This window comes from Citrobacter sp. CK194 (assembly GCF_030333395.1).
In the GTDB taxonomy this organism is placed as follows: domain Bacteria; phylum Pseudomonadota; class Gammaproteobacteria; order Enterobacterales; family Enterobacteriaceae; genus Citrobacter_B; species Citrobacter_B koseri.
This window is the reverse complement of the sequence record NZ_JAOWGA010000015.1, coordinates 309861-335583: the sequence shown is the minus strand read 5'-3', so window position 1 is coordinate 335583 and position 25723 is coordinate 309861. Positions and strand designations below refer to the sequence as shown.

The 25723-nt window shown below is 50.0% G+C and carries 27 protein-coding genes; 11 read left to right on the top strand and 16 right to left on the bottom strand.

Annotation, left to right across the window (positions count from 1 at the left end):
• Positions 1-2: 2 nt before the first annotated feature.
• Genes spoT through gmk form a run of 3 tightly spaced genes read right to left on the bottom strand, consistent with a single transcriptional unit; the run spans position 3 to position 3086 of the window.
• Positions 3-2114 (bottom strand): bifunctional GTP diphosphokinase/guanosine-3',5'-bis pyrophosphate 3'-pyrophosphohydrolase, encoded by a 2112-nt coding sequence (gene spoT, locus OGX80_RS07025; protein WP_058668291.1) that lies wholly within the window; start codon positions 2112-2114, stop codon positions 3-5.
• 18 nt (positions 2115-2132) lie between these two features.
• On the bottom strand, positions 2133-2408 hold the full coding sequence (gene rpoZ / locus OGX80_RS07020; RefSeq protein ID WP_000135058.1) for a DNA-directed RNA polymerase subunit omega: 276 nt from the start codon (positions 2406-2408) through the stop codon (positions 2133-2135).
• A 54-nt stretch (positions 2409-2462) separates the two neighbouring features.
• Positions 2463-3086: a guanylate kinase gene (gmk, locus tag OGX80_RS07015; RefSeq protein WP_012135783.1), complete on the bottom strand. Its 624-nt coding sequence runs from the start codon at positions 3084-3086 to the stop codon at positions 2463-2465.
• Between the two features lie 256 nt (positions 3087-3342).
• Here gmk and ligB point away from each other — a divergent pair, with 256 nt between their 5' ends.
• Positions 3343-5025: an NAD-dependent DNA ligase LigB gene (gene ligB, locus OGX80_RS07010; RefSeq protein ID WP_115180963.1), complete on the top strand. Its 1683-nt coding sequence runs from the start codon at positions 3343-3345 to the stop codon at positions 5023-5025.
• Here the strand turns inward: ligB and OGX80_RS07005 are convergent.
• Complete coding sequence (locus tag OGX80_RS07005; RefSeq protein WP_047460236.1) at positions 5022-5639, bottom strand: trimeric intracellular cation channel family protein; 618 nt, start codon at positions 5637-5639, stop codon at positions 5022-5024. The genes ligB and OGX80_RS07005 overlap by 4 nt on opposite strands.
• Positions 5640-5896: 257 nt before the next feature.
• Entirely contained in the window at positions 5897-6760 is an 864-nt protein-coding gene (locus OGX80_RS07000) for a YicC/YloC family endoribonuclease (RefSeq protein WP_012135780.1), read from the bottom strand.
• Positions 6761-6885: 125 nt separating this feature from the next.
• On the opposite strand from OGX80_RS07000, the gene rph reads away from it, so the two are divergent.
• Both rph and pyrE read left to right on the top strand, forming a co-directional pair.
• On the top strand, positions 6886-7602 hold the full coding sequence (gene rph, locus OGX80_RS06995) for a ribonuclease PH (RefSeq protein WP_012135779.1): 717 nt from the start codon (positions 6886-6888) through the stop codon (positions 7600-7602).
• Between the two features lie 64 nt (positions 7603-7666).
• Complete coding sequence (pyrE, locus tag OGX80_RS06990) at positions 7667-8308, top strand: orotate phosphoribosyltransferase (RefSeq protein WP_115180964.1); 642 nt, start codon at positions 7667-7669, stop codon at positions 8306-8308.
• A 75-nt stretch (positions 8309-8383) separates the two neighbouring features.
• On the opposite strand, the gene slmA is transcribed toward pyrE, so the two are convergent.
• The 3 genes from slmA to coaBC form a co-directional block, all read right to left on the bottom strand.
• Positions 8384-8980 carry a nucleoid occlusion factor SlmA gene (slmA, locus tag OGX80_RS06985; RefSeq protein WP_012135776.1) on the bottom strand — a complete coding sequence of 199 codons (597 nt, stop codon included), beginning with the start codon at positions 8978-8980 and terminating at the stop codon, positions 8384-8386.
• A 109-nt stretch (positions 8981-9089) separates the two neighbouring features.
• Complete coding sequence (gene dut, locus OGX80_RS06980) at positions 9090-9548, bottom strand: dUTP diphosphatase (protein WP_006687626.1); 459 nt, start codon at positions 9546-9548, stop codon at positions 9090-9092.
• Complete coding sequence (gene coaBC, locus OGX80_RS06975; RefSeq protein ID WP_115182298.1) at positions 9526-10746, bottom strand: bifunctional phosphopantothenoylcysteine decarboxylase/phosphopantothenate--cysteine ligase CoaBC; 1221 nt, start codon at positions 10744-10746, stop codon at positions 9526-9528. Before coaBC ends, dut begins: the two co-directional genes overlap by 23 nt.
• Before the next feature lie 173 nt (positions 10747-10919).
• Between coaBC and radC the strand changes: the two genes are divergently transcribed.
• The 4 genes from radC to mutM all read left to right on the top strand — a co-directional run bounded on the left by radC (position 10920) and on the right by mutM (position 13131).
• Entirely contained in the window at positions 10920-11582 is a 663-nt protein-coding gene (gene radC, locus OGX80_RS06970) for a RadC family protein (RefSeq protein WP_047460249.1), read from the top strand.
• Positions 11583-11798: 216 nt separating this feature from the next.
• A complete protein-coding gene (gene rpmB, locus OGX80_RS06965; protein WP_003024071.1) occupies positions 11799-12035 on the top strand; it encodes a 50S ribosomal protein L28 in 237 nt (78 codons plus the stop codon).
• 20 nt (positions 12036-12055) lie between these two features.
• Positions 12056-12223 (top strand): 50S ribosomal protein L33, encoded by a 168-nt coding sequence (rpmG, locus tag OGX80_RS06960; RefSeq protein ID WP_001051798.1) that lies wholly within the window; start codon positions 12056-12058, stop codon positions 12221-12223.
• A gap of 98 nt (positions 12224-12321) precedes the next feature.
• Positions 12322-13131, top strand: a complete 810-nt coding sequence (mutM, locus tag OGX80_RS06955) for a bifunctional DNA-formamidopyrimidine glycosylase/DNA-(apurinic or apyrimidinic site) lyase (protein ID WP_071259180.1) — start codon at positions 12322-12324, stop codon at positions 13129-13131.
• A gap of 51 nt (positions 13132-13182) precedes the next feature.
• Here the strand turns inward: mutM and coaD are convergent, their stop codons facing one another.
• Together coaD and waaA are read right to left on the bottom strand one after the other, a co-directional pair.
• Entirely contained in the window at positions 13183-13662 is a 480-nt protein-coding gene (gene coaD / locus OGX80_RS06950; RefSeq protein ID WP_115180965.1) for a pantetheine-phosphate adenylyltransferase, read from the bottom strand.
• An 8-nt stretch (positions 13663-13670) separates the two neighbouring features.
• Entirely contained in the window at positions 13671-14948 is a 1278-nt protein-coding gene (waaA, locus tag OGX80_RS06945) for a lipid IV(A) 3-deoxy-D-manno-octulosonic acid transferase (protein WP_012135770.1), read from the bottom strand.
• 422 nt (positions 14949-15370) lie between these two features.
• Here waaA and OGX80_RS06940 point away from each other — a divergent pair, with 422 nt between their 5' ends.
• Genes OGX80_RS06940 through OGX80_RS06925 form a run of 4 tightly spaced genes read left to right on the top strand, consistent with a single transcriptional unit; the run spans position 15371 to position 19366 of the window.
• On the top strand, positions 15371-16495 hold the full coding sequence (locus OGX80_RS06940; RefSeq protein ID WP_115180966.1) for a glycosyltransferase family 4 protein: 1125 nt from the start codon (positions 15371-15373) through the stop codon (positions 16493-16495).
• Positions 16488-17285: a lipopolysaccharide core heptose(I) kinase RfaP gene (rfaP, locus tag OGX80_RS06935; RefSeq protein ID WP_071259183.1), complete on the top strand. Its 798-nt coding sequence runs from the start codon at positions 16488-16490 to the stop codon at positions 17283-17285. The genes OGX80_RS06940 and rfaP overlap by 8 nt, the downstream gene beginning before the upstream one ends.
• Before the next feature lie 31 nt (positions 17286-17316).
• On the top strand, positions 17317-18336 hold the full coding sequence (locus OGX80_RS06930; protein WP_012135766.1) for a glycosyltransferase family 8 protein: 1020 nt from the start codon (positions 17317-17319) through the stop codon (positions 18334-18336).
• Between the two features lie 37 nt (positions 18337-18373).
• Positions 18374-19366: a glycosyltransferase family 8 protein gene (locus tag OGX80_RS06925; protein WP_058668285.1), complete on the top strand. Its 993-nt coding sequence runs from the start codon at positions 18374-18376 to the stop codon at positions 19364-19366.
• A 25-nt stretch (positions 19367-19391) separates the two neighbouring features.
• Here OGX80_RS06925 and OGX80_RS06920 read toward each other — a convergent pair whose 3' ends face one another.
• From OGX80_RS06920 to rfaF, 6 genes are read right to left on the bottom strand one after another with little or no spacing between them, the layout of a single operon-like run.
• On the bottom strand, positions 19392-20336 hold the full coding sequence (locus OGX80_RS06920; RefSeq protein WP_115180967.1) for a glycosyltransferase family 8 protein: 945 nt from the start codon (positions 20334-20336) through the stop codon (positions 19392-19394).
• Positions 20337-21392 (bottom strand): lipopolysaccharide core heptosyltransferase RfaQ, encoded by a 1056-nt coding sequence (rfaQ, locus tag OGX80_RS06915; protein WP_115180968.1) that lies wholly within the window; start codon positions 21390-21392, stop codon positions 20337-20339.
• A 1-nt stretch (position 21393) separates the two neighbouring features.
• The gene (locus tag OGX80_RS06910) at positions 21394-22407 is read right to left on the bottom strand and encodes a glycosyltransferase family 2 protein (RefSeq protein ID WP_115180969.1); all 1014 of its coding nucleotides are present in this window, start codon (positions 22405-22407) and stop codon (positions 21394-21396) included.
• Entirely contained in the window at positions 22400-23683 is a 1284-nt protein-coding gene (locus OGX80_RS06905) for an O-antigen ligase family protein (RefSeq protein ID WP_175479751.1), read from the bottom strand. The genes OGX80_RS06910 and OGX80_RS06905 overlap by 8 nt, the downstream gene beginning before the upstream one ends.
• A gap of 18 nt (positions 23684-23701) precedes the next feature.
• Entirely contained in the window at positions 23702-24670 is a 969-nt protein-coding gene (gene rfaC / locus OGX80_RS06900) for a lipopolysaccharide heptosyltransferase RfaC (protein WP_060815899.1), read from the bottom strand.
• Positions 24671-24673: 3 nt separating this feature from the next.
• Positions 24674-25720 (bottom strand): ADP-heptose--LPS heptosyltransferase RfaF, encoded by a 1047-nt coding sequence (gene rfaF / locus OGX80_RS06895; protein WP_058668282.1) that lies wholly within the window; start codon positions 25718-25720, stop codon positions 24674-24676.
• Between the last annotated feature and the right edge of the window lie 3 nt (positions 25721-25723).

Below are 25723 nucleotides of genomic sequence, written 5' to 3'. Positions count from 1 at the left end.
AACTAGTTTCGGTTACGGGTGACTTTTATCACGTCCGGCATCACGCGGATTTTGCGCATGATATTCGCCAGATGAACACGGTCACGCGCGGTGAGGCGAATAAAGGCGCTATAGACGCGACCATCCTTTTCTTCCGTATTCAGACTCTGAATATTGGAGGTCGTCGTGTTGATTGCCGCCGTCAGGTTGGCCAGCGCCCCCTGGTGGTTAAACATATCCACCTTAATTTCGGTGATGAACTCCTGCTCCGTCTCTTTGTCCCATTCCACAGCCATAAACTTCTCTGGCTCTTTCTGGTAACCACGGATGTTGCGGCAGGATTCATGGTGGATCACTAACCCTTTACCTGGGCTGACGTGCGCAATGATCGGGTCGCCTGGAATCGGGCGGCAGCACTTCGCAAAGGTGATCAGCACGCCATCCGCGCCTTTAATCGGCAAATGCCCATGATTGGACTGCGTTGTGGCAGGTACGGCGGCTTCGCCTTGCTGAAGATTTTTCGCCACCACCACGCTCATCGCATTGCCCAGACCAATTTCCGCCAGCAGATCGTCCAGCGTTGCGAGCTTCATACGCTCCAGTTCGCGCTGGATATTCTCCTGCGGGATTTCAGCCAGTTTACGGCTGCCGCCGAGGGCATGGTTGAGCAAACGGCGCCCCAGGCTGACGGAATCATCACGCTTGAGGTTCTTCAGCAGCTGGCGAATTTTGGCGCGAGCTTTTGAGCTGACGACAAAGTTAAGCCATGCCGCATTCGGGCGTGCGCCAGGGGCGGTAATAATTTCGACGGTCTGACCGCTGGTAAGCGGCTGTGACAGCGGGTATGGCTGCCTGTCGACGCGCGCGCCTACGCAGGCATGACCGATATCGGTATGTACGGCATAGGCGAAGTCGACCGGCGTGGCACCGGCAGGCAGCTCAACAATGCGCCCTTCCGGTGTGAAAACGTAAATCTCATCCGGGAAGAGATCGGATTTAACGCTCTCGATAAATTCAAACGAGCTACCGGCGCTCTGTTGCAGCTCCAGCAGGCTTTGCATCCAGCGCTGGGCGCGGATTTGCGCGGTGGTGCTGGTTTCACCGTGCTCTTTATAAGCCCAGTGCGCTGCAACCCCCATTTCCGCCATCTGGTCCATGTCTTCGGTACGGATTTGTACCTCAACCGGAACGCCGTGCGGGCCGATCATCGAAGTGTGTAAAGACTGATAGCCGTTCGCTTTGGGAATGGCGATATAGTCTTTTACGCGCCCCGGACGCGGCTTATACAGGCTGTGCATCTGGCCGAGTACGCGATAGCAGGTATCGGCATCATGTACGATCACGCGAAAGGCGTAGATGTCCATGATGGAGTGAAAACGCTGCTCTTTGAGCACCATTTTGCAGTAGATAGAGTACAAATGCTTTTCACGCCCGCTCACGCGACACGGAATGCCTGCTTCCTGTAAACGTCCTTCGATCTCAGAGAGGATTTTTTGAATCATCTCTTTGCGGTTGCCGCGAGCGGCCTTTACCACTTCTTTAATCACGCGATAGCGGTTTGGGTACAGCGCTTCAAAACCCAGCTCTTCCAGCTCGGTTTTAATGTGATGAATACCTAAACGGTGCGCCAGCGGACTGTAGATCTCAAGGGTTTCACGGGCGATGCGGCGACGTTTATCCGGGCGTAATGAGCCCAGCGTGCGCATGTTGTGAGTGCGGTCGGCAAGTTTGATGAGAATGACGCGGATATCCTGCACCATCGCCATAATCATCTTGCGAAAGTTTTCAGCCTGCGCTTCTTTCTTATCGCGAAACTTAAGCTTATCAAGCTTGGATACCCCTTCTACCAGCTCTGCAACGCTTTTACCAAAAAGCTGTTCCATGTCCTGGTAGGTCGCAGGAGTATCTTCAATCACGTCATGCAGCAGCGCAGCCATCAGCGTTTCATAGTCGAGTTTCATCTCGGCCAGAATACAGGCTACCGCAACCGGGTGCGTGATATAGGGTTCACCGCTTGAACGTGTCTGACCCTCGTGAGCGTCACGTGCAACGAGATACGCCTGCTGAAGACGTTTTATCTGGTCTTCAGGCAGGTAGTTTTGAATCAGTTGATTCAGGCTTTCAAACAGATACAAGGGCGACCCGCTTTGTGATTAACGACGGCCTTCAGCAATAGCGGTAACGGCTTGTAATTCAGCGGCTTCCTGCTCTTGCTGTTCCTGGCGCTCACGGACGTCGAGGATCTGGTTGTTGATCAGACCTTCTTCGATTTCGCGCAGCGCGATTACGGTAGTTTTATCGTTTTCTTCCGGTACAAGCGGGTCCTTGCCGCCTACCTGCATCTGACGAGCGCGACGCGCGGCGACCAGTACCAGGTCAAAACGGTTACCAATTTTCTCTACAGCGTCCTGAACAGTTACGCGTGCCATATTTAAAATGCTCCACAGGTGAAGAAATGACTGGGCATAATACTGAAAGTGGGTTCAGTCTGCCAACAGTTTGCTGATTAAAGCGTCATGACGCTGCTTTTGGCGGCTCATGCGCAGACGTTCGGCGCGAATAATGGTTTTCAGATCGCCCAGGGCGGTGTCGAAATCATCATTCACAATAAGGTAATCATATTCGGCGTAATGGCTCATTTCTGCAACAGCTTGCGCCATACGTTTTGCGATTACTTCTTCGCTATCCTGACCGCGCCCGCGAAGGCGGCGGTCCAGCTCAATTTTGGACGGCGGTAAAATAAAGATACTGCGCGCTTGCGGCATCTTCTCACGAATTTGCTGCGCGCCCTGCCAGTCGATATCCAGAAAAACATCCACACCCGTTGCCAGCACTTGCTCAATGGTTTCACGCGATGTGCCGTAATAGTTACCAAACACTTCAGCGTGCTCCAGAAACGCATCTCTGCCAATCATGGTTTTGAACTCATGATGATCGACAAAGAAATAATGCTCGCCATGCACTTCACCCGGACGCGGCGCGCGCGTGGTGTGTGAAACAGAAACCTGGGTGTCATACAACGGTTGGGTTTTTAACAACGCCTGAATCAGGCTGGATTTACCCGCGCCACTGGGGGCAGAAACAATATAAAGCGTGCCTTGAGCCATGAGTATCTTATGTATGTGATTATCGAAAGAGAGCCTACATACGAGCTTATTATACACGTCGCCGCTATGTGACGTAGCCTTTGTCACACTTTTTGCGTCAGTTTATTGCGTTTTGCGTACCTGTTTCCTGATTTACCGTGTAGTTACTGCAATCAATGAAAATGTCTGGAAGCGTGTTCGCACGATCGCTTTTTGCCTCTCGGTTTTGATGACGCCCTGCGTTATACCTGGCCCGCAATCTACAGCGGAGGTACTGATGAGAAGAGGGAAAAGTATCGTGCTGAGTCTGTTGCTGTGGCATTTCCCGGTATGGGCGGCTTGCCCTGACTGGTCGCCAGCCAGAGCGAATGACGAAATCGCCCGGCTACAGCAGCAGCTTGCCCAGTGGAACGACAGTTACTGGCAGCAGGGGGTTAGTGCGGTAGAAGATAGTGTTTACGATCAGCTCAGCGCGCAATTGGTGCAATGGCAACGCTGCTTTGGCGGTGATACCGGGGCAGAACTGGCGCCGCCAGTGAGCGGCTCATTGCCCCATCCTGTTCCGCATACGGGTGTGCGAAAGCTTGCGGACAAACAGGCGGTGCAGCAGTGGATGCGTAAGCGCAGCGATTTGTGGGTGCAACCGAAAGTGGATGGAGTGGCGGTTACTCTCGTATACCGGGATGGGCGTCTGGTCAGAGCGATTAGCCGGGGGAACGGGCTTAAAGGCGAGGACTGGACGCAGAAGGTGCGTTTAATACCCGCAGTACCGCAAAGCACAAAAGGCGCGCTTGCCAATAGCACGTTGCAGGGTGAGATTTTTTTGCTGCGCGACAACCATATTCAGCGGCAGATGGGAGGAATGAATGCCCGCTCGAAGGTCGCCGGAATGATGATGCGCCAGAATAACACCTCGTCGCTCCAGTCGCTGTCTGTTTTCATCTGGGCATGGCCTGATGGCCCGGCAACGATGCCTGAGCGCTTGCGTCAACTGTCCGGGGCAGGATTTGGCTTTGCACAACAATATTCTCAACCGGTGAAAAGCGCTGATGATGTTGAACGCGTGCGTACAGCATGGTGGACAACGGGATTACCGTTCGTTACCGATGGGGTCGTGGTAAGAACGGGTAAAGAACCTGAGGCCAGACACTGGATGCCCGGGCAGGGCGACTGGCTGGTTGCCTGGAAGTATCCTCCGGTCGCAAAAGTGGCTGAAGTCACCGGGGTTCAGTTTGCTGTCGGCAAGAGCGGGAAAATCTCGGTTGTGGCGTCGCTTGCGCCAGTAATGCTGGATGATAAACGGGTGAAGCGCGTAAATGTAGGGTCTGTCAGGCGTTGGGAGGAGTGGGACATTGCGCCAGGTGACCACATTCTTGTCAGCCTTGCCGGACAGGGGATTCCGCGTATTGATAAGGTTGTCTGGCGTAGCACTCAACGGGATAAGCCCGCACCGCCGGGGAATCGCTATAACGCATTAACCTGTTTTTATGCGACTGAGGTATGCCAGGAGCAGTTCATCGCCAGGCTGGTCTGGCTGGGGTCGAAGGAGGCGCTGGAGGTTGACGGGATGGGGGAAGCAGGATGGCGTGTGCTTCACCAGGCGCATCGTTTCGAGCATATTTTCTCCTGGCTCGCGTTAACGCAGGAACAACTACAGGCGACACCTGGGTTTAGTAAAGAAAAAAGCAAGCAATTGTGGCATCAGTTTAACCTGGTGCGGCATCGGCCATTTATCCGCTGGGTGATGGCGATGGGCATACCGTTAACGCAGGGGGCGCTTAAGGCCAACGGCGATCGTTCATGGGGGCAGTTACTGGCACGCACGGTAGAATACTGGCAACAGCTTCCGACGACAGGGGAGGGGCGCGCCAGGCGGGTCATCCAGTGGCGGGATAACCCGGAAATACGGGCGCTGGGCAACTGGCTGGCTGCCCGGCATATTAACGGCTTTAGCCCTTAGTGACCTTCGTGGCGATAGTAAAACACCGGCAGGCCAAGTTTGAGACGCAGCGCCAGCAAGCGAGCGGTAAAGCCAAAAACCAGCGTGGAGATAACCACGACGTCGTGGTTGGATACGTAGTGTTGTAGCGCGATGTACAACACGGCAGACGCAAAGGAAACACCGGCATACAGCTCTTTCTGGAAGACCAGCGGAATACGTTTGCAGAACATGTCACGCAATACGCCGCCAAATACGCCGGTAATGACAGCCGCCACAATAGCGATGACCGGGCTATGCCCCATATCCAGCGCAACCTGAGCGCCGATAATAGAAAAGACCACTAAGCCCAGCGCATCAAGTACAAGGAACAGTTTGCGTAGGTAAGGCATTACAGGGGCGACGATCGTCGTCAGAACCGCAGCAGAAGCGACAATAATCACGTACTCAGGGTGCTGTACCCAACCGAGCGGATAGTGACCGAGCAGAATATCGCGTACGGAACCGCCGCCAATTGCTGTCGCGGTGGCAATGATAATAACGCCAAATGTATCCATGCGGCGTCGACCCGCAGCAAGCGCCCCGGTCATGGCTTCGGCAGTAATGCCAATTAAGTAGAGAACGTGTAACAGCATGTCTTCCCCCTGGTTTACTGAGGGCAGAGACTAACGATTTGTGCGTAATATCACGATTGAGATTTTCTAAGGTGAAGCAATTTTAATAACTATAGTTTATGCAGATATTGCGATTCATCCGCTATTTATGCGTTATTCATTTTTAATGGATTAGAAAATGGATAAGAAAAAGTAATTCGAAAGTGGCGAGGGCAGTACGGAGTGTAAAGGAAGCACGTAGCACCATCGCATCGCGACGGGCTACGTGGGAATGAGGTTTACTCGATGTTCTGAATCTGCTCGCGCATTTGCTCGATCAATACTTTCAGCTCAATTGCAGAATTGGTGACATCAGCATTGATGGATTTGGAGGCCAGCGTGTTCGACTCGCGGTTGAACTCCTGCATCATAAAGTCCAGACGACGGCCAACCGCCTCTTTTTTCTTCAGGATGTTGTAGGTTTCTTTGACGTGCGCGTCCAGACGATCCAGCTCTTCCGCCACGTCAATGCGCTGTGCCATCAGCACCAGCTCTTGCTCCAGACGGTTATTTTCCAGTTGTACCTGTGCGTCTTCCAGTTTTGCTACCAGACGTTCGCGCTGCCATTGCAGGATTTCCGGCATATGGGCGCGGACTTTCACTACCTCAGCGCTGACGCCTTCCAGACGCTGCTCAATTAGCGCTTTCAAAGCCTGACCTTCGGTTTCCCGGGCGACAATGAAGTCATCCAGCGTCCCGTCCAGCGCGGCGAGGATCTCTGCGGCAATCGCGTCCAGATCCTGTTCCTGGGCGGCCATGACGCCCGGCCAACGCAGGATATCTACCGGGTTGATTTCCCCTTCATCGCTCTGCATTTTGACCCAGTTCGCGGAGGCAACGAGCTGCTTTGCCAGCTTCTCATTCAGAATGAGTTCGCCTTGCGCGCTGGCATCGGGTTCAAAGCGTAAAGTACATTCGATTTTTCCGCGCGTCAGGCGTGTACGAATGCGTTCGCGTACAACAGGTTCAAGGCTACGGAACTGTTCCGGCAGACGAAAATACGTTTCCAGATAACGCTGGTTTACCGAGCGCATTTCCCAGGTAGCGCTACCCCATTCACCCTTGATTTCACGCCGGGCGTAGGCGGTCATACTGCGGATCATAGACGTTCCTGTTTTTAAAGGAGAGATGGAAGGATTATAGCCATCCATGCCTTGTCAGGATAGGAATAACCGCCGGAAGTCCGTATAATGCGCAGCCACATTCGTTTCAAGCCGGAGATCTCAATATGCGTCCAGCAGGCCGTAGCGCTAATCAGGTGCGTCCCGTAACCCTGACCCGTAACTATACAAAACACGCTGAAGGCTCGGTGCTGGTCGAATTTGGAGATACCAAAGTGCTGTGCACGGCATCCATCGAAGAAGGCGTACCGCGCTTTTTGAAAGGGCAGGGCCAAGGGTGGATCACCGCAGAATATGGCATGTTGCCACGCGCTACGCATACTCGTAACGCGCGTGAAGCGGCGAAAGGCAAGCAGGGCGGCCGCACGATGGAAATCCAGCGTCTGATCGCCCGCGCGCTGCGCGCTGCTGTCGATCTTAAAACGCTTGGCGAGTTTACTATCACTCTGGATTGCGATGTGATCCAGGCGGACGGCGGTACGCGTACTGCATCTATCTCCGGGGCTTGCGTTGCGCTGGCCGATGCGCTGAACAAGCTGGTCGCGAACGGTAAGCTGAAAACCAACCCGATGAAAGGGATGGTGGCTGCGGTTTCCGTCGGCATCGTGAATGGTGAAGCGCTCTGCGATCTGGAGTACGTTGAAGACTCCGCGGCTGAAACCGATATGAACGTGGTAATGACCGAAGACGGTCGAATTATTGAAGTGCAGGGAACGGCAGAAGGCGAGCCGTTCAGTCACGAAGAACTCCTTACCTTGTTGGCATTAGCCCGAGGGGGAATCGAATCCATTGTAGCGACGCAGAAAGCGGCGTTAGAAAATTGATTTTAAGGCGACCAGCGAGTCGCCTTTTTTTTGTCTGTAATAAAGTGAAATGAGGAGCGAATCCATGAAACCGTATCAGCGCCAGTTTATTGAGTTTGCGCTTAACAAGCAGGTACTAAAGTTTGGCGAATTTACGCTGAAATCCGGGCGCAAAAGCCCCTATTTCTTCAACGCCGGGCTGTTTAATACCGGGCGCGATCTGGCTCTGCTGGGACGTTTTTATGCCGAAGCGTTGGTGGATTCGGGTATCGATTTCGATCTGCTGTTTGGTCCGGCCTATAAAGGTATTCCGATTGCGACGACCACCGCTGTTGCACTGGCGGAACACCATGATAAAGACCTGCCGTACTGCTTTAACCGTAAGGAAGCCAAAGACCACGGTGAAGGCGGAAGTCTGGTCGGGAGCCCATTACAGGGACGCGTGATGCTGGTGGATGATGTGATCACTGCGGGTACTGCGATTCGTGAATCAATGGAGATTATCCAGGCGAATGGCGCAAGTCTGGCGGGGGTGCTGATTTCTTTGGATCGTCAGGAGCGTGGCCGTGGCGAGATTTCCGCAATTCAGGAAGTGGAACTCGATTACGGGTGTCAGGTGATCTCGATTATCACGCTGAAAGACCTGATTGCGTATCTGGAAGAGAAACCAGAGATGGCGGAGCATCTGGCGGCAGTGCGTGCGTATCGGGAAGCGTACGGTGTTTAAGTGAATTGCCCGGCGGCGTAGCGCTTACCGGGCCTGTAAGGCCGGATAAGGCATCGCCGCCATCCGGCTACGCTGTTACTGCAATTGCGCGGCAACCAACGGCCAGCGGGCGTCGAAATCGTCCGTTGGGCGGTATTTGAACTCGCTGCGTACAAAGCGGGACAACATCCCTTCACAAAACGCCAGCAACTGACTTGCCAGCAGGGTTTCATCCGTGGCGTACCCTTCTCCTTCGCGCATTCTTTTTTCCCGCAGAACCTGACGCAGCTGCGCTTCAATGCGCTCAAACAGCTGGTTAATCCGTCCTTGCAGGCGATCTTGTTCAAACATTAACGCATGACCGGTGAGGATACGCGTCAGGCCTGGGTTGCGTTCGCCGAAGCCCAGAATCAACAACACGATTAAACGCAGACGCGCGCTGGTGTCTTTCTCATCTTTTAAGATCAGATTGATACGGGTAATCAGACTGTCTTCGATAAACTCAATCAGACTATCGAACATGCGAGTCTTACTGGGAAAATGGCGATACAGCGCCGCTTCAGAAACGCCGACGGAGGCTGCCAGTTTCGCTGTTGTGATGCGTTGGCTTCCATCGCTGGATTCCAGCATCAGCGCCAGAGACTGAAGTATTTCTTCGCGACGATTCCTTTTCGCAGTTTGTTTTTCTGCCATGTTACAAAATACCCCTGAAAATAAGCACTTGCCAGGCGAGCATCCACACTATGACCGCAAACTCAGCGTTTGCGGCGATGTTATGTCGTTATCAGGATGCGTAAATGTCTTACTTGCGACCAGAATGGCCGAAGCCGCCTTCACCACGGTCGGTGGCTTCAAACTCTTCCACCAGATTAAATTCGGCCTGTACAACCGGTACGAAAACCATCTGAGCAATACGTTCGCCTGGCTCAATGGTAAAGCTGTCCTGGCCACGGTTCCAGATGGAAACCATTAACTGACCCTGATAGTCAGAGTCGATCAGGCCGACCAGATTGCCGAGCACAATACCATGCTTATGGCCCAGGCCGGAACGTGGCAGCATTACCGCCGCCAGAGACGGATCGGCAATATGAATCGCCAGACCGGTCGGCACCAGCGTCGTTGCGCCAGGCGCCAGTTCTACGGCGTCATCGAGACAGGCGCGCAGGTCAAGTCCGGCGGAGCCGGAGGTGGCATAAGTTGGAAGCGGAAATTGCTGCCCAACGCGCGGGTCCAGAATCTTAACGTCGATTTTTTTCATCATAACGGGTCACGATCTCGTCGAGTAATAATTGGCCCAGGAGCGCTTTCCGTTCGAGCGGTAAGGCTTTATCTCCATCCTGCCAGAAAAGGTGTAATGCGTTGCTGTCGCTATTAAACCCTTGAGTTGAAAGCGAAACATCGTTCGCGCAGATCAGATCAAGGTTTTTGCGGATACGTTTTTGCCGGGCGTATTCTTCCACATTATTTGTTTCCGCGGCAAACCCAACGACATAAGGTCGCTTGTCTTTGAGTGCGGCGACCCCGGCGACAATATCAGGGTTCTTGACCATTTTTACTGTTAATTCATCGCCCTGCGTCGCCTGTTTCTTAATTTTTTCACTGGCGACGGCGGCTGCACGGTAGTCAGCAACCGCAGCACAGCCGATGAAAATATGCTGCTTCTGAACTGCAGCCTGGACTGCCGCTTCCATTTCCAGCGCGGTCATCACATCAATGCGCTGAACAAAAGGTGGCGTGGGCAGCGCAACGGGGCCGGAAACCAGCGTAACGTTGGCGCCGCGTCGTGCGGCGGCGGCGGCAATGGCAAATCCCATCTTACCGGAGCTGTGGTTAGAGATATAACGCACCGGATCGAGCGGCTCGCGCGTCGGACCCGCCGTAATCATGATGTTGAGATGTTGCAGATCGTTGACAGGGGAGAAATGCGCTGTCGCCATATCCACAATGGTCAACGGGTCGATCATGCGTCCTGGCCCCACGTCTCCACACGCCTGGCTGCCGCTGTCCGGCCCCCAGATGAGCATTCCGCGTGACGCGAGTACATCCAGATTATGTTGCGTGGCGGCGGCGCGATACATTTGCTGGTTCATGGCCGGAAGTACGGCAATCGGGGCGGGTGTCGCCAGACAAATCGTTGAAACCAGATCGTTGGCCATACCGGCAGCGACGCGAGCGATCAGATCTGCCGTGGCTGGCGCAAGGATAACTAAATCCGCCCATTTCCCCAGCTCAATATGGCCCATCGCGGCTTCTGCGGCAGGGTCAAGCAGACTGTCAGAAACGGGATAACCCGACACCGCCTGTAGGCTCAGGGGCGTGATAAAGGCTTTTGCCGCTTCGGTCATCGCCACGCGGACGTCGGCGCCGCGTTCGCGTAAACGACGCACCAGTTCAGGGGCTTTATAGGCAGCAATGCCGCCGCTCACGCCGAGAACGATTTTTTTGCCAGCCAGGCTCATCATGATCTTTCCTGTTGGATTGCACCAGAAGGCGGACATTTTATCACAATCCTGAATCCCGTCGTGCAGTTGCCCGTAATTCACTTTGCGAGGCGCTACGCAGGAGTGAAATACGGGCGTCGATTCACCCCAGGAGCTATGCCACCATGAGGCGTGCTTAAGGAGGTGAACGTATGGATGCGCCGGAACGTTTAATGCCCCGGGAAAAAATGTTGAAGTCAGGAATTGGTTCGCTGACGGATGTTGAACTGCTGGCGCTCTTTTTACGTACAGGAGTGCCAGGAAAAGATGTGATGGCTCTGGCGCATGAAACGCTGCAACGCAGTGGGTCGCTCTATGGGTTGCTGTCTGCGGATTTCGCGCAATTTCGCGGTACAGGTATCGGTATCGCTAAGTATGCGCAGCTTAAGGGGATTGCCGAACTGGCAAGGCGCTATTACAAAGCGCGCATGATGAAGGAAAACGCGTTGTTGAGCCCGGAAATGACGCGTGAGTTTCTGCAAAGCCAGTTGGCGGGGGAAGAGCGGGAGATCTTCCTGGTGATCTTTCTGGATGCCCGGCACCGGGTGATTAAACACAGCCGTCTTTTTTCCGGCACGCTGAATCATGTCGAGGTGCATCCGCGCGAGATTATCCGCGAGGCGATAAAATTAAATGCTTCTGCGGTGATCCTTGCGCATAATCACCCCTCGGGGTGTGCAGAACCGAGCAAAGCGGATAAACTCATCACCGAACGTGTCGTAAAATGTTGTCAGTTCATGGATATACGAGTACTGGATCACCTTGTGATTGGGCGCGGAGAGTACGTTTCTTTTGCCGAACGTGGTTGGATTTAGAACACTTCGCGCGATCCATCGGGATCTTTGTCTGTTCGGGACTTGAGCACATCGCTTACACAGCGTATACTACGCCACCTTTGAGAATCTCGGGTTTGGCATTTGGGCCTGGCAATCGAGAGTTCACAATGAACTGCGATAACCAGGCTGAGAAGCCTGACGAGGCGCCAATACCCCATACGAAGCTCGAGCTAATTTGATTTTTGGAGAATAGACATGTCCCGAGTCTGCCAAGTTACTGGCAAGCGTCCGGTGACCGGTAACAACCGTTCCCACGCACTGAACGCGACTAAACGCCGTTTCCTGCCTAACCTGCACTCTCACCGTTTCTGGGTTGAGAGCGAGAAGCGTTTTGTCACCCTGCGTGTATCTGCTAAAGGTATGCGTGTAATTGATAAGAAAGGCATCGAAACAGTTCTGTCCGAACTGCGTGCCCGTGGCGAAAAGTACTAAGTACTTAGAGGAAATAAATCATGGCTAAAGGTATTCGTGAGAAAATCAAGCTGGTTTCTTCTGCTGGTACTGGTCACTTCTATACCACCACGAAGAACAAACGTACTAAGCCGGAAAAACTGGAACTGAAAAAGTTCGATCCAGTTGTCCGTCAGCACGTTATCTACAAAGAAGCGAAAATCAAATAATTCTCGCTTTGATGTAGTGAAAAACCTCGCTTCGGCGGGGTTTTTTGTTTTCTGGCCGTCCCCATATTAATGAGACCTGAAACAGAGCCGGAGACGTTATGCCTGAATTACCTGAAGTTGAAACCAGCCGCCGCGGCATTGAACCGCATCTGGTTGGGGCAACCATTCTGCATGCCAATGTGCGCAATGGACGTCTGCGCTGGCCGGTATCGGAAGAGATCTACCGCCTGAGCGATAAACCCGTGCTCAGCGTTCAACGCCGCGCGAAATATTTGCTGCTGGAGTTACCGGATGGCTGGATCATCATTCATCTGGGAATGTCGGGCAGTTTGCGTATCCTTCCTGAAGAACTTCCCGCTGAAAAACATGACCACGTTGATCTGGTGATGAGCAATGGCAAAGTCCTGCGCTACACCGATCCTCGCCGCTTTGGCGCCTGGCTGTGGACGAAAGAGCTGGAAGGGCATAACGTGCTGGCGCATCTCGGCCCGGAGCCGCTGAGCGACGATTTTAACGGGGCCTATTTGCAGCAGAAATGTGCGAAGAAGAAAACGGCAATTAAACCCTGGCTGATGGATAACAAACTGGTGGTGGGCGTGGGAAATATCTACGCCAGCGAGTCGTTGTTTGCGGCTGGCATCCATCCTGACCGTCTGGCGTCGTCATTATCGCAGGCTGAGTGTGAGCTGCTGGCCCGCGTGATTAAGGCCGTTTTACTGCGTTCCATCGAGCAGGGTGGTACAACGTTGAAAGATTTTCTGCAAAGCGACGGTAAGCCGGGCTATTTTGCTCAGGAGTTGCAGGTTTACGGACGTAAAGGGGAACCGTGCCGGGTTTGCGGTACGCCGATCGTTGCAACTAAACACGCGCAACGGGCGACGTTCTACTGCCGTCAGTGTCAGAAATAAGATGGATTGCAGGCCGGATAACGCGCTGACGCGCCATCCGGCAAAAGCATTTTACTTCAGCTTATCCATCAAGGCCTGATGAACGTTCTCCGGTAAGAAGTGGGTAACGTCGCCCTGATGGCGCGCCACTTCTTTTACCAGCGAAGAAGAGATAAAAGACCACTCTTTTGAAGGCATCAGGAAGACGCTTTCAAGCTGCGGCATTAAATGGCGATTCATGTGCGCCAGCTGCATTTCATATTCAAAATCAGCCACGGCGCGCAAGCCGCGAATCAAAATATTGGCCTTCTGAATGCGCGCGAAGTTGGCCATTAAATCGCTGAATCCCATGACTTCCACGTTGCCGAGGTGCGCCGTCGCCTGTTGCGCCAGCGCTACACGCTCTTCAAGGGTAAACATCGGTTTTTTGCTGGGGCTGGCGGCAATGGCGAGGATAACGTGATCAAACATCTGCGTCGCGCGCGTCACGATATCAATATGGCCGTTGGTGATCGGATCGAAGGTTCCTGGGTAAATCGCCCGTTTTTGCATGACAGCCCTCAATGCGTTTTCGGTGGCAGGTAAGGTTCCAGCAGTTGTAACAGACGCTGTAGCGCACCCTGGTTTTGGTACAGCACTTCAACGGCGTGTCGACCGTAGAAATTACGATAATCCGCGTCGGTCAGTAAAGACGAAACCTCTTTTACCAGCGTTGTGGCATCGGTTACGGTAATCAGCCCGCTTGCTTGCTCCAGTCGGGCGCAAATATCTTTGAAGTTAAAGGTATGAGGGCCCATCAATACCGGTATCGCGTGTGCGGCAGCTTCCAGCGGGTTATGTCCTCCGCGTTCAACCAGCGAACCGCCGACAAATGCGAGATCCGCAATACCATACAGTAGCATTAATTCGCCCATTGTATCGCCAATAACAACCTGGGTACTGGCGGACGGCACCTCTCCTGAGGAACGCGTGGTATAGCTGAGCCCTGCCTGGCGCACGAGGTTAATCGCATCCGGGAACCGCTCTGGATGGCGAGGAACCAGAATCAGCAGCAGGTTAGGGAATTGATGCAGCAATGCCTGATGAGCGGCGATAACAATACTCTCTTCGCCGTCATGCGTACTGGTGGCGATCCACACCGGGCGGTGCGGCGCCCACTGGCGACGTAGCGTAACCGCTTTTGCTGCAAGCTGCGGTGTCACGGAAATATCAAATTTCAGACTGCCGGTGACGGTGAGCTGGTTATTTTTCGCACCCAACGCGATAAAACGCGCGCCATCTTCTTCATTTTGCGCCGCGATTAGCGTAATGCGACGCAGCAGTCTGCGAACAAATTTCCCCAGCTTTGTATAGCCAGCAGCCGACCGGGCGGAAAGGCGCGCGTTGGCGATAACCAACGGAATATGACGTTTATGCAGCGCGGCAATCAGGTTCGGCCAGAGCTCGGTTTCCATAATCAACACCAGTTTAGGGTCAACTTTATTCAGGAAACGGTTGAGCGCATCGGGCAAATCATAAGGAAGATAGACGTGTTGAACATCGCTGCCGAATGCGGACTGTACGCGCTCTGAGCCGGTAGGCGTCATGGTGGTGACGGTAATCGGTAAATCAGGATAACGGTGTCGCAGGGCGCGAACTAAAGGAATTGCCGCCAGTGTTTCACCCACAGAGACGGAATGCAGCATGATCCCGCCAGGTTTAAGCGGATGACGGTAAAAACCGTAACGTTCGCCCCAGCGTTTACGGTAGGCTGGCGCTTTACGTCCACGCACCCAAAGCCGTATCCAGATCAAGGGCTGAATAAGGTAGAGAAGGGCGGTGTAAAGCAATTCGAGCATAGTAAATAGCTGACTGATGGATGTGCTGGGGATTCTATGTATTTAGCCTGGGCTTTACCATCATTTTTATCCTTGTTGCACTAAAACACCTGAATTGACAATACATTATTTGCGGTAGGTGTTTTTCTCCAGATACATCAAAACAGGCTGTTAACGCCGAATAACGCGTGAAATTGTGCTCTGTCCTTCAGTAGTAATGGTTTACATCTTATTGTTTTGAAATTAAAAATTAACTTTTTGCTTAAAAAACATTCATTTCGGTTCGGGAGCTAATCAATGGTATACTACTGCGCAAATTCAGGCAGCCATCAGCCTTCAGGGCGCCGGGAATATGGAGGGTAGTCTTTGTTTGCAGACAAGGATTACGGCGCTTTTACCTGCCTGGCCTGGGATGTTTGGCGACGTAACGCGGATATTATTGCATGACCATTGCTTTTTGTTTGTACAAATATTTTCCCTATGGCGGGTTGCAGCGTGATTTCCTGCGAATAGCGCATACGGTTGCGGCGCGTGGCCATCATGTTCAGGTATTGACTCAGCAGTGGCAGGGCGAACGTCCCTCCGACCTTGAAATTATCCTTGTTCCGGTGACTGCCAGAACTAATCATGGAAAAAATGAACAGTATTATCAGTGGGTTCAGAGTTACCTGAGCCAACATCCCGTCGATCGCGTCGTTGGGTTTAATAAAATGCCCGGGCTCGATGTCTATTATGCGGCAGATGTGTGCTACGCGGAAAAAGTCGCCCGTGAAAAGGGTTTCTTTTATAAGCTGACCAGTCGTTATAAGCACTATGCAGCTTTTGAAAAAGCGACCTTCCAGCAAGGTGCTCATACCGAGCTTTTGATGTTAACAAATAAGCAAATCGGTGACTTTAAGCATCATTATCATACTGAGGATCGCCGTTTTCATATTTTGCCGCCAGGGATATACCCGGACAGGAAATACAGCCAGCAACCTGAAAACAGCAGACAGATTGTCAGAGAAAAAAATGGCATTGGGTTAGATCAGTTCCTGCTTTTGCAGGTAGGTTCGGATTTTAAACGCAAAGGCGTACCAAGAACGTTACTGGCGGTAGCTTCTTTACCTGAAGCAATACGTCAACGTACGCGATTGATGGTTGTCGGGCAAGACAAGGCCGACCGGTATCAGGCCCAGGCGCGTCAACTAGGGATTGAGAAGCAGGTGCAGTTTTTTTCAGGGCGCGATGATATTTCAGCGCTGATGTCTGCTGCTGATTTGCTGCTTCATCCTGCCGTTCAGGAAGCGGCCGGAATCGTATTATTAGAGGCGATTGTCGCCGGGCTACCCGTGCTGACCACCGAAGTTTGTGGATATGCGCACTATATCAATGCTGCGCAGTGTGGCGTTGTTATACCGGAGCCTTTTGCACAGGAAGTCCTGAATGATTCCCTCTGCGATGCGCTGGAGAAAGGTGAGCAGCGAAGTGAATGGGCAAGTAATGCAAGATACTTTGCCGATACAGAAGATCTCTACAGTCTGGCTGATAAAGCGGCTGATATCATTTTAGGTTTTGAGAATGATTGAATTAAAAGAGCCATTCACTACGCAGTGGCAAGGTAAAGATCCGTTTGTCGAAGTAACGAAACTGGACGGAGAGGTTTTCCGCGCTCTGGAGACCCGGAGGACGCTGCGTTTTGAGATGATGGGTAAAGGGTATTTCCTGAAATACCATCACGGAACCACGCTGAAAGAAGTGCTAAAAAACCTCATTTCCTTGCGTATGCCCGTTCTTGGCGCGGATCGCGAGTGGCTGGCTATTCACCGTCTGCAATCACTGAATGTTGATACCATGACCGGCGTCGCGTTTGGGCAAAAAGGGTTTAATCCGTTGCAGCGGACATCGTTTATCATCACGGAAGATCTCTCGCCGGCAATAAGTCTTGAAGACTTTTGCGCCAGGTGGAGTGAAGAACGTCCTGACCTCACCTTAAAACGAACCATTATCACCCGACTGGCGGAGATGGTGGGGAAAATGCATCGCGGTGGGGTGAATCATCGGGATTGTTATATTTGCCATTTTTTACTACAGCAACCATTACCGGCTGATGTGGCTGATATAAAACTTTCCGTGATTGATCTGCATCGCGCGCAAATTCGTCGCCGGGTGCCGCGTCGCTGGCGTGATAAGGATCTGATTGGACTCTATTTCTCCTCACTCGAAATTGGCCTGACCTCGAGAGATATTTATCGTTTTTTACGCGTTTATTTCTCGATGCCACTGCGTGAAATTCTTCGCAAGGAAGCCAGTTTGCTTGAGCAAGCGGCGGCGAAAGCACAAAAAATCAAACAAAGAACGATAAGAAAAGCGTTATAAAATCACATACAGGGTTTGAGGTGATCTCATCATGAACATTGATTTTGAAAACGTAATAATTCAAAAAAAGGTTATCGACAACGCTACACACCAGAAAAGCAAAAAGTTGAATATTGCATATGGTGTAGATCGAAATTTTTTATTTGGCTCTGGAATTTCAATGACATCAGTGTTGGTGAACAACCCTGATATTGATATCCATTTCTATGTTGTGACGGACTATGTTGATGATGAGTACCTGGAAAGCGTGGAACGACTCACGCAAATGTATGGTACAACGGTAACGGTCTTAGTTTTTGATAATGAGGCGTTTCGCAAGTTGCCGAGTACTAAAGCATGGACCTATGCGATGTACTATCGCTATTTTGCGTTCGAGTATTTAAGTCGTGAACTGGATTCTGTGCTGTATCTGGATGCCGATATCGTTTGTAAAAATTCGCTGCGGGAACTGACGGATATTCATTTTGCCGGAGAATATGCGGCTGTTGTTAATGATATTGATCGAGTACGTTTAAAATCCGGGCAGAGACTGGGTATTCCTGAGTTAGCTCGTGACTATTTTAATTCAGGGGTGGTATTCGCTAATCTCCATGTCTGGAGAGAAAAAAAACTGTTATCCAAAGCCTTTGAAGTTTTGCATGAGCGTCAGAAAGAACTGCTTTATTTTGACCAGGATATCCTGAATATCTTATTTGTTGGGCATGTGATCCTGCTGAGGCGTGATTTTAATTGTATTTATGGCGTAGACCAGGAACTGAAGAATAAAAATGAATATCGTTATCAGGACTTTATCACTGAGAGTACGGTATTAATTCATTATGTCGGCGTGACAAAACCGTGGCATACGTGGGCTAACTATCCGGTTTCTAAGTACTTTATTGAGGCTTATAAAAAATCGGCATGGGCCGAAAAATCGTTACTCAATGCAAATACGGCAAAATTATATAAGCGTAAGTCACGCCATGAAAGGATACAGCGAAAATATATTCGTTCTATATTTAGCCATATAATGTATATTAAAAATAAGCTACACGGCGCTAAAGTGCATTGAGTGGCTTGTTGAAAATAAATTTAAATAGGTGTAGTGAATGATTTTTGATTGCCATCAGTCTATAAAAAAGATACTTGATTTTAATCAAGCACCAGCCGGGGAGAGTCCACAGCTCAATATCGCCTGGGGTGTTGATAAAAACTTCATGTTTGGCGCCGCGATTTCGATGACATCAGTGTTGATACATAATAAAGACATCAATATCCATTTCCATCTTTTTACTGATTATGTGGATGATGATTATCAACAGAAAATAAGTATGCTGGCGCAGCAATTCTCTACTAACATCTCAATATATGTTATGGATGCCGAGGGGCTAAAGGTATTGCCCAGCGGTAATGCCTGGTCTCATGCGATGTATTTCCGCTTTATCGCATTTGAATATTTAGGCGAAAAAGTTGATTCACTCCTGTACATTGATGCAGACGTGATATGTAAAGGCTCACTTGTTGAATTGAGTCATCTCAACCTTGATGAGCATGTTGCTGCGGTAGTAAGGGACGTCGATGATAGTCCTGCCAGAGATATTGAGAAAAATAGTGATTATTTTAACTCTGGTGTGATCTATGCGAATCTTAAAAAGTGGAAAGAGCAGAACTTTATTGGTGCTGCATTTGATATCCTCCTGGATAAAAATCAGAAACTCTCTTTCCCCGATCAGGATGTTTTAAATATTCTTTTCTTAAATAAAGTGATCTTTTTACCGCGTATCTACAATGCGATATATGGTATAAAACAAGAGTTAAAAAGCAAAGATATATCACGCTATAAAGAATATATAACGGCAGATACCATTCTTATTCACTATATTGGGGTAACTAAACCCTGGAATTCCTGGGCAAATTATCCGTCTGCACAGTATTTTGTGGAGGCATGGAAGGCTTCACCATGGGCGAATGTGCCGTTGTTGCCTGCCAGAACGCCAAAGCAGTATAAGAAGAAGTCACGTCATGAAAGGCTACAGGGTAAATATATTTCTTCAATTATCAGCTACATAGGCTATCTGGCCGAAAAAGTCAAAGGTAAGTAAAAAAGCTCCCCTCGGGGAGCTTTTTTTAATGAATCTTGGTTTTGAGGTACTTTGCGTACCATTTTATGGCGGTAAAATAATTACCTTTTTTTGCCGCCTGACGGGAGTACACCCGATAATCTGTAGGCCTCATACGAGGGGCATAAGAGCGTAACTCTGCATTCCGCCAGGGCGTGAAATGGTGGTAGAAAACATAAAGCTGTTGCGACAGCCCCGTATGTTCTTTATACCACGGCTTTCTTCCGCCCGTAAAATGAATGATTCTTGGCAGTGTGTCACTGTGATAGAAGAAATTTTCTTTCTGTTCGTCAGTAAACCAGTTAAACAGGAAATTCCAGCGGTTATCAATAAACGTAATATTACCGTTTATTGCAATGTTGAGTGCATCCTGATCAAAGTAAGGCAATGATTTTCCTTGCTCAAATAACACGGTATTTGCTTTATGCTCAATGTCATGCTTAATCCAGTTCGCGACATTAATATAGAGGAAACCAGCGTTAAAATAGTGATCGATGCTCAGCCCTAATCGCCGGGCGTGTTTATTATCATGAATGTTGAGAGAGTCATGGCTGACGGCGCAAACAACATCATCAATATCAACGCTGTTAATCTCACTGAGTGAGTCAAAGCATAGCGTATCGGCATCAAGATAGATAAAACGCTCTACTTTGTCTTTAAGTAAACGGGGCACAGCCAGACGCATATAAGTTGAGCGATTGAGATGTTTTATCGCAAAATCATTGTTATATTTTTCAATATCAGCCTTATCGATCGTGATAACCTGAATTTTATGACTGGTCGACTGTAGCTTCGCAATATCTTCATCGCTGACATCATAGACAAAGACAAAAAATGCGAGAGATTGCTCAGGGTTATTCATTATGACAGACATAATGGATACGGCAACATACTCCAGATAATTAGCATCTGTGCAGTAGGCAATATTAATTACGTTAGTTTTGTTATCCATTTACGCTGTCTCATTTCCTTCAACCGGGTTGCTATCATGGAGCACGGTGTCGATAGCGTCAATAACTGCGTGTTCTGGTATCCAGGTCAGGTATTTCCGGGATCTGTCCAGTTCTGCCCGGGTCGGCATTGGATGATAATCGCCTGCCCAGATCAGCGCAGCTTTATCTGACCAGGGTTTCCACTGTTGATAATTTGTGGCGCCAAACAAACATACCTGCGGCGTACCTAATGCGGCAGCCATATGCATGGGGGCGGAGTCCACGCCGATATACAGTACTGCATGATCGATTAACGCCGCCAGTTGCAGGAAGGTCGTTTTACCTGCCACCGTCAGGTCTGGTGGTGATTGACACAGTCCGGCGATACGCGCTACCTGCTGCTGTTCTTGTACTGCGGGTCCACAGGTCAGGTAAACATGCAGACCGCGTTGCTGCAAATAATCTATGACATGCGCAAATTTCTCATCATCCCAGCACTTAAAGGACTGTCTTGCAGTGGGTTGAATCACAACGTATTTTTGCGTGGGAAGCGCGGGAAGCTGAGTCAGTAAATATTGATAGTCACTCTCGCGATAGCAGAGCAACATCTCTTTTTTGAGCTCGCTTTCACTAAAGTCGAGGCCTTTTAGAATGGATAAGTTTTGCTCAACAATATGAGTTCCGGTTGTTGGTGTGACTTTTGTAAAAAGGCAATTCCACTGCTTCTTGTCCCTTTTAAAGGCAATAGAGGGGCGGCGTAGGGAAGCGATAAGTGCGCCAATAGGCCATTGCTCGGTTAAGTTGACAATAAGGTCATAGTGGTTTTTTTTCAGCTGGCGGCGTACCAATATATAATTTTTAATGGTTTCCAGCAGACCTTTCTTTTTTTCAATAAGGTAAAAGTTGTTGATTCTCTCATCAGCAGCTAAAATTGCCCTGGTGTCTTTATAAAGAAGAAGATCAATTTTTGCGTGCGGATAACGTGCCTGGAGACTGGCAATAACAGGGGTAATGAGCAGAACATCGCCATAAAACTTAAGCTTGCAAATAAGAATTCTTTCTACTTTATCAAACATATTAACTTTCCTTGCTAACAAATAACATTTTGCAAGCGTTTATGGCTTTAAATCGTATTTTTGAAATAAAACGATCAATGTGTGGGTACTTCATTTTATAAATAACTTTTCTTTTAACGATGCTTGTATCACAGCATGTTAGTGCATCTTGAATGTCACTGATCATATCTTCTTCGTAGCGATAATAACCTTTCTTCTTGCGCAGCAACTTGCGTCCCTCAAGGAAGCAGTTAATGATCATTAATGTGGCTACAGTTCGTTTTTCATCATTTTCTTTTATATAGTCACACATTTTACGCATGGCGAAGAAAATATATTGCGCATCATTTTCAAGAATATTCTCGGTAATGCTCCGATCGTTTATTCGATAATAATATAGCTTGTTATCTATTTTTAAGATCTTATGGCATTTAAAGTATTGAAATGGACAAAAAATAATGTCCTCATAACGATGATGTTCTTCGAAGCGGTCTTGCCCAATAATGTCACGGCGAAAGAATTTTGTTACAAGGTGCCATTGACCCGCACGGAAAGTGGGTAATAACTGCGTTAAATTTTCATCAGTTAACGTAATTTCACTCTGTTTTACCGCATCCGGCTTATCTTTTTTGCATTGATAGAGATTATTAATGTCACGGGTTAAGTTGAATTCAACGATATCATATTTATCTTCTCTTAATTTAGGGAGAAGAACCGAAAAATAATCCGGGCTAATAATGTCATCGCTGTCAACAAAGCCAATATACTTCCCTGTCGCATGTGACAGCCCGACGTTGCGGGCAATCGCAACACCATGATTTTCCTGGTAGATGTATTTCACGTTATTGCAATGATGTTCGCGATAAAACGCATTTATGCGTTCTTCAGTCAAATCCGTTGAGCCATCATTAATAATGATTACTTCTACCTCATTAGTGATGCCCTGATGTAAAGACGCCAGCGTATCCGTAATGAATTCGGCATTGTTGTATGCCGGTATAATAATGCTCAGCAAATAATCTGAAGCGTTAATCATGGCATAACTCTCTCATCGTGCCTGGTGTCAGCATCATCGCCGCGCATAATGCCAGCATACTGCTCAGAGTTTCACCTTTGGCGTATAATAATAAGTCGCTTAAACCATAGATAACTATAGCACTGGAAATGATGAATAACAGAGGGCTACGTTGTGTATAAGCTTTTAAAAACATCGCCAGATACAAAAAGAGCAGAGCGATGACGCCAGAAATCCCTTTAAGAGAAAAAGTATCAATGAATTCGTTATGCAAATGGATGTCGACGAACCCAAGTGCTCCTCTTAACGAGGTATCCTGTCGGGCAAAATCCCGCATTCCAGCATCGCGTTGTTCAAGTGATTGGCCCCAGTAGTGGTTTTTTCCAGCATCAATACCCGCTCGTTGCATCGCGAGTCGGGCGCCAATCGAGGTATTACTGTTATTCTTACTGTAAGAATGCATATCGGTTACGAAGCTGTTATAGCGCTTTTCAATCACCGATTTTAAAGGGATTGCTGCCAGCCCCGCGAGAACAATAAAGGCCAGTAACGTACGCAGCAAAACGGTGCGGTTATGCCGATAGTGTAAGAAAAATAGCCCTATGCTCAGAACCGGATAGACCAGAATGGCGGCGCGGGTTTGCGTTATAGTGATAACCGCCAGTGATACCAAAAAGTGTAATAAATAGAGCAGGATTGTATGCTTCAGCCGCAAGTTGATGATGGCCTGTGACGCGAGCAATGCGACAAACGTCAACGCATAAGCCGCTCCTGTCGGATGTTCAAAACCCAGTTCGACACGGTAGTTAAGCGGATCTGGTGAGGTGAGGAGTTGATAACCCGCAAAAAGATACAAACCAACAGCCGTCGCAATCACCCAGTAGCGGGTTATACGATCTTTCATCGCACATGCGATTGGCGATTGCAGGGCTGTGACAATCAGTGCGGCAAAGATCATCACTTTACCGCCGTTCTGATATGAGCGATAAGCGCCAGTAAAGGATGAGCCCGGTTCTTTAAAGATCTCAACCCAAATAATTTGTACTAAACCGAAGAGCAGCAGCATCACGGGTAACAGCAGGTTTTTCTTATCACTCAGAAGTGACTTGCTGTGTTTACCGATAATCGGTAGCGACAGAACCGCACATGCAATAAAAACTTTTAAAGCTTCGTCTGGATTGATCAGCAGCATCGCCAGGGTCGTCAGGCACCCGGCATAAAATAAAAAATAGATAACGTTAAACGGATTATTTTGCGTGCTGCGGATAAAGCGAGAAAACGTGTGTCCACGAAGCATGATTAATCTCTTTAAAAGTTATAGCAAATTAAAATCAAGCAATGATACTTTGACGGCATCCGCACTCAGAGTTGACATCTTCCCTGAATGACTCTTTTGCGCGCACTGATTCTTCCCATATCCCCCAATCAGTCCCGGATCGGTCGGGCCATACAGCGTGATATTAGGTCGATCAAGGGCGGCGGTTAAATGGCTAAGCCCGGTATCAACGGACACTACAAATTTTGCCCCCGCCAACTCGCGTGCGACCTCTTCCAGACTCATTCGTGGTAAAACATCCACATAATCAAATCCTTCCGCTAATCTTTTTGCCCGTGCTTCTTCATGGGGCGCACCCCAGGGCAGCTTAATGCGTACACCCGCATCACGCAGTTGGCCGATCAGATCTCGCCAGTTTGCTTCCGGCCAGTGCTTATCGTCTCGGGTGGTCGCGTGTAAAAATACCGCATATTGCCCTGCGTCTGCATTCAGATTGCTCAGGAAATGTTGCGCAATCGCATAATCGCCCTGGGACTGTGGCTTGCTGTACCCCAGGCTTTTGGCGAACAGCTCGCGAGTGCGTTCAACGGCATGCTGCGCTTTAGCGATGTGATGCTTTCGGTTGTAAAACAGGCTGGCCAGGGGCTCCCGGGCCGTACTCCAGTCCATGCCGTGCTTTACGCCGCGTCCCAGTCTTGTGACCAGCGCAGCGCTTTTTACCAGCCCCTGGGCATCAATAATCGCATCGTATTGCTGTGCCTGTACGGCATCGCGAAAGGCTTTACGTTCAGCTTTGATGGGCGCGGAAAACCAGGCCTTACGCCAACGGCGAATAGCGACGGGAATCACGCGATCGACAGCATCGTGCCAGGATGGAATTTGCGCGAATCCTTCTTCTACCACCCAATCAAACTGAATACCCGGGATGACTTGCTGTGCGTCAGTCAGTGCGGGCAATGTGTGTAACACATCCCCCATTGATGATGTTTTGACTATCAGAACCCGCATCCGTCAGGCTTCCTCTTGTAATAACAGACTATTGAGTTCTTCCAGGACACGCGTCGGCGTGATGTCAATCAGGCTCTGATGATACCCCTCCGCAGCATCCCCTTTGCGCACCTTGTGATAACCCGTAATCAGACGGATAACCCGCGCTTTATGCGAAAGTGGAGGAGTAAAGTCCGGGCTGCTGGGGCCGTACAGCGCGACCAGCGGACGGTTCAGCGCAGCGGCGACATGCATTAAACCAGAGTCATTCGTGACAACGGCTTTGCAGGCGGATAGAAGGATAACAGCTTGTTCCAGCTGCGTTTCTCCCGCCAGATTGCGGCACCAGGCCTGCTGCTCAGTATTCAGTGTAGCCAGAATTTCATTTCCGGCGTCATGATCTTTTGCTGAGCCAAACAAGACGATCTGGTGGCCTTCATCGATGAGCTGCTTTGCCAGTTCCGCATAGTGATAATGCGGCCAGCGTTTCGCCGGGCCAAATTCCGCGCCGGGGCAAAAACCGATCATCGGACGTTCAGCGGAAAGAGAAAATTCGTTGCAGATGAGGGACTTTTCGCCCTCGCTCACCTGTAGCTGCGGCCATAACAGAGGCTGCGGCAGATCCTGGGCAGTTCGCATAACGCCTTTGTCGTAGGCCAGCGCCACATAGCGTTCCACCATTAATGGCCAGGCCTCTTTATCTAACACGCGCGCATCGTTAAGCAGGCCGTAGCGCATCTCGCCGCGCCAGCCGGTGCGATGCGGAATGCCGGCAAAGAAAGGAACGAGTGCGGATTTAAACGAATTCGGCAAAACATAGGCGCGGTCATAGCGCTTTTCACGCAGACGATGACCGAGCTTGCGCCGCTCGCCAATTTCCAGCGCCCCGTGGCCAAGCGGCATGGGGATCGCGTCGTTGACCTCCGGCATACGCGACAATAACGGGCGGCACCACGCGGGCGCCATCACGTCGATTATCGCCTGGGGATAGCGCGCCTTGAGCGTGCGATAGAGACTTTGCGACATCATCATGTCGCCTACCCAGGACGGACCAATCACCAGTATTTTCATGTT

Bases quoted from the DNA above. Each gene is read 5' to 3' on its own strand.
- rpmB (WP_003024071.1), top strand. From the start codon at position 11,799: ATGTCCCGAGTCTGCCAAGTTACTGGCAAGCGTCCGGTGACCGGTAAC.
- rfaQ (WP_115180968.1), bottom strand. From the start codon at position 21,392: ATGTTTGATAAAGTAGAAAGAATTCTTATTTGCAAGCTTAAGTTTTAT.
- radC (WP_047460249.1), top strand. From the start codon at position 10,920: ATGGATGCGCCGGAACGTTTAATGCCCCGGGAAAAAATGTTGAAGTCA.
- ligB (WP_115180963.1), top strand. From the start codon at position 3,343: ATGAGAAGAGGGAAAAGTATCGTGCTGAGTCTGTTGCTGTGGCATTTC.
- rfaC (WP_060815899.1), bottom strand. From the start codon at position 24,670: ATGCGGGTTCTGATAGTCAAAACATCATCAATGGGGGATGTGTTACAC.
- rpmG (WP_001051798.1), top strand. From the start codon at position 12,056: ATGGCTAAAGGTATTCGTGAGAAAATCAAGCTGGTTTCTTCTGCTGGT.
- gmk (WP_012135783.1), bottom strand. From the start codon at position 3,086: ATGGCTCAAGGCACGCTTTATATTGTTTCTGCCCCCAGTGGCGCGGGT.
- mutM (WP_071259180.1), top strand. From the start codon at position 12,322: ATGCCTGAATTACCTGAAGTTGAAACCAGCCGCCGCGGCATTGAACCG.
- OGX80_RS06910 (WP_115180969.1), bottom strand. From the start codon at position 22,407: ATGATTAACGCTTCAGATTATTTGCTGAGCATTATTATACCGGCATAC.
- OGX80_RS06940 (WP_115180966.1), top strand. From the start codon at position 15,371: ATGACCATTGCTTTTTGTTTGTACAAATATTTTCCCTATGGCGGGTTG.
- slmA (WP_012135776.1), bottom strand. From the start codon at position 8,980: ATGGCAGAAAAACAAACTGCGAAAAGGAATCGTCGCGAAGAAATACTT.
- OGX80_RS06920 (WP_115180967.1), bottom strand. From the start codon at position 20,336: ATGGATAACAAAACTAACGTAATTAATATTGCCTACTGCACAGATGCT.
- OGX80_RS06930 (WP_012135766.1), top strand. From the start codon at position 17,317: ATGAACATTGATTTTGAAAACGTAATAATTCAAAAAAAGGTTATCGAC.
- coaBC (WP_115182298.1), bottom strand. From the start codon at position 10,746: ATGAGCCTGGCTGGCAAAAAAATCGTTCTCGGCGTGAGCGGCGGCATT.
- OGX80_RS07005 (WP_047460236.1), bottom strand. From the start codon at position 5,639: ATGCTGTTACACGTTCTCTACTTAATTGGCATTACTGCCGAAGCCATG.
- OGX80_RS07000 (WP_012135780.1), bottom strand. From the start codon at position 6,760: ATGATCCGCAGTATGACCGCCTACGCCCGGCGTGAAATCAAGGGTGAA.
- rfaP (WP_071259183.1), top strand. From the start codon at position 16,488: ATGATTGAATTAAAAGAGCCATTCACTACGCAGTGGCAAGGTAAAGAT.
- rph (WP_012135779.1), top strand. From the start codon at position 6,886: ATGCGTCCAGCAGGCCGTAGCGCTAATCAGGTGCGTCCCGTAACCCTG.
- OGX80_RS06925 (WP_058668285.1), top strand. From the start codon at position 18,374: ATGATTTTTGATTGCCATCAGTCTATAAAAAAGATACTTGATTTTAAT.
- coaD (WP_115180965.1), bottom strand. From the start codon at position 13,662: ATGCAAAAACGGGCGATTTACCCAGGAACCTTCGATCCGATCACCAAC.
- waaA (WP_012135770.1), bottom strand. From the start codon at position 14,948: ATGCTCGAATTGCTTTACACCGCCCTTCTCTACCTTATTCAGCCCTTG.
- rpoZ (WP_000135058.1), bottom strand. From the start codon at position 2,408: ATGGCACGCGTAACTGTTCAGGACGCTGTAGAGAAAATTGGTAACCGT.
- pyrE (WP_115180964.1), top strand. From the start codon at position 7,667: ATGAAACCGTATCAGCGCCAGTTTATTGAGTTTGCGCTTAACAAGCAG.
- OGX80_RS06905 (WP_175479751.1), bottom strand. From the start codon at position 23,683: ATGCTTCGTGGACACACGTTTTCTCGCTTTATCCGCAGCACGCAAAAT.
- rfaF (WP_058668282.1), bottom strand. From the start codon at position 25,720: ATGAAAATACTGGTGATTGGTCCGTCCTGGGTAGGCGACATGATGATG.
- dut (WP_006687626.1), bottom strand. From the start codon at position 9,548: ATGATGAAAAAAATCGACGTTAAGATTCTGGACCCGCGCGTTGGGCAG.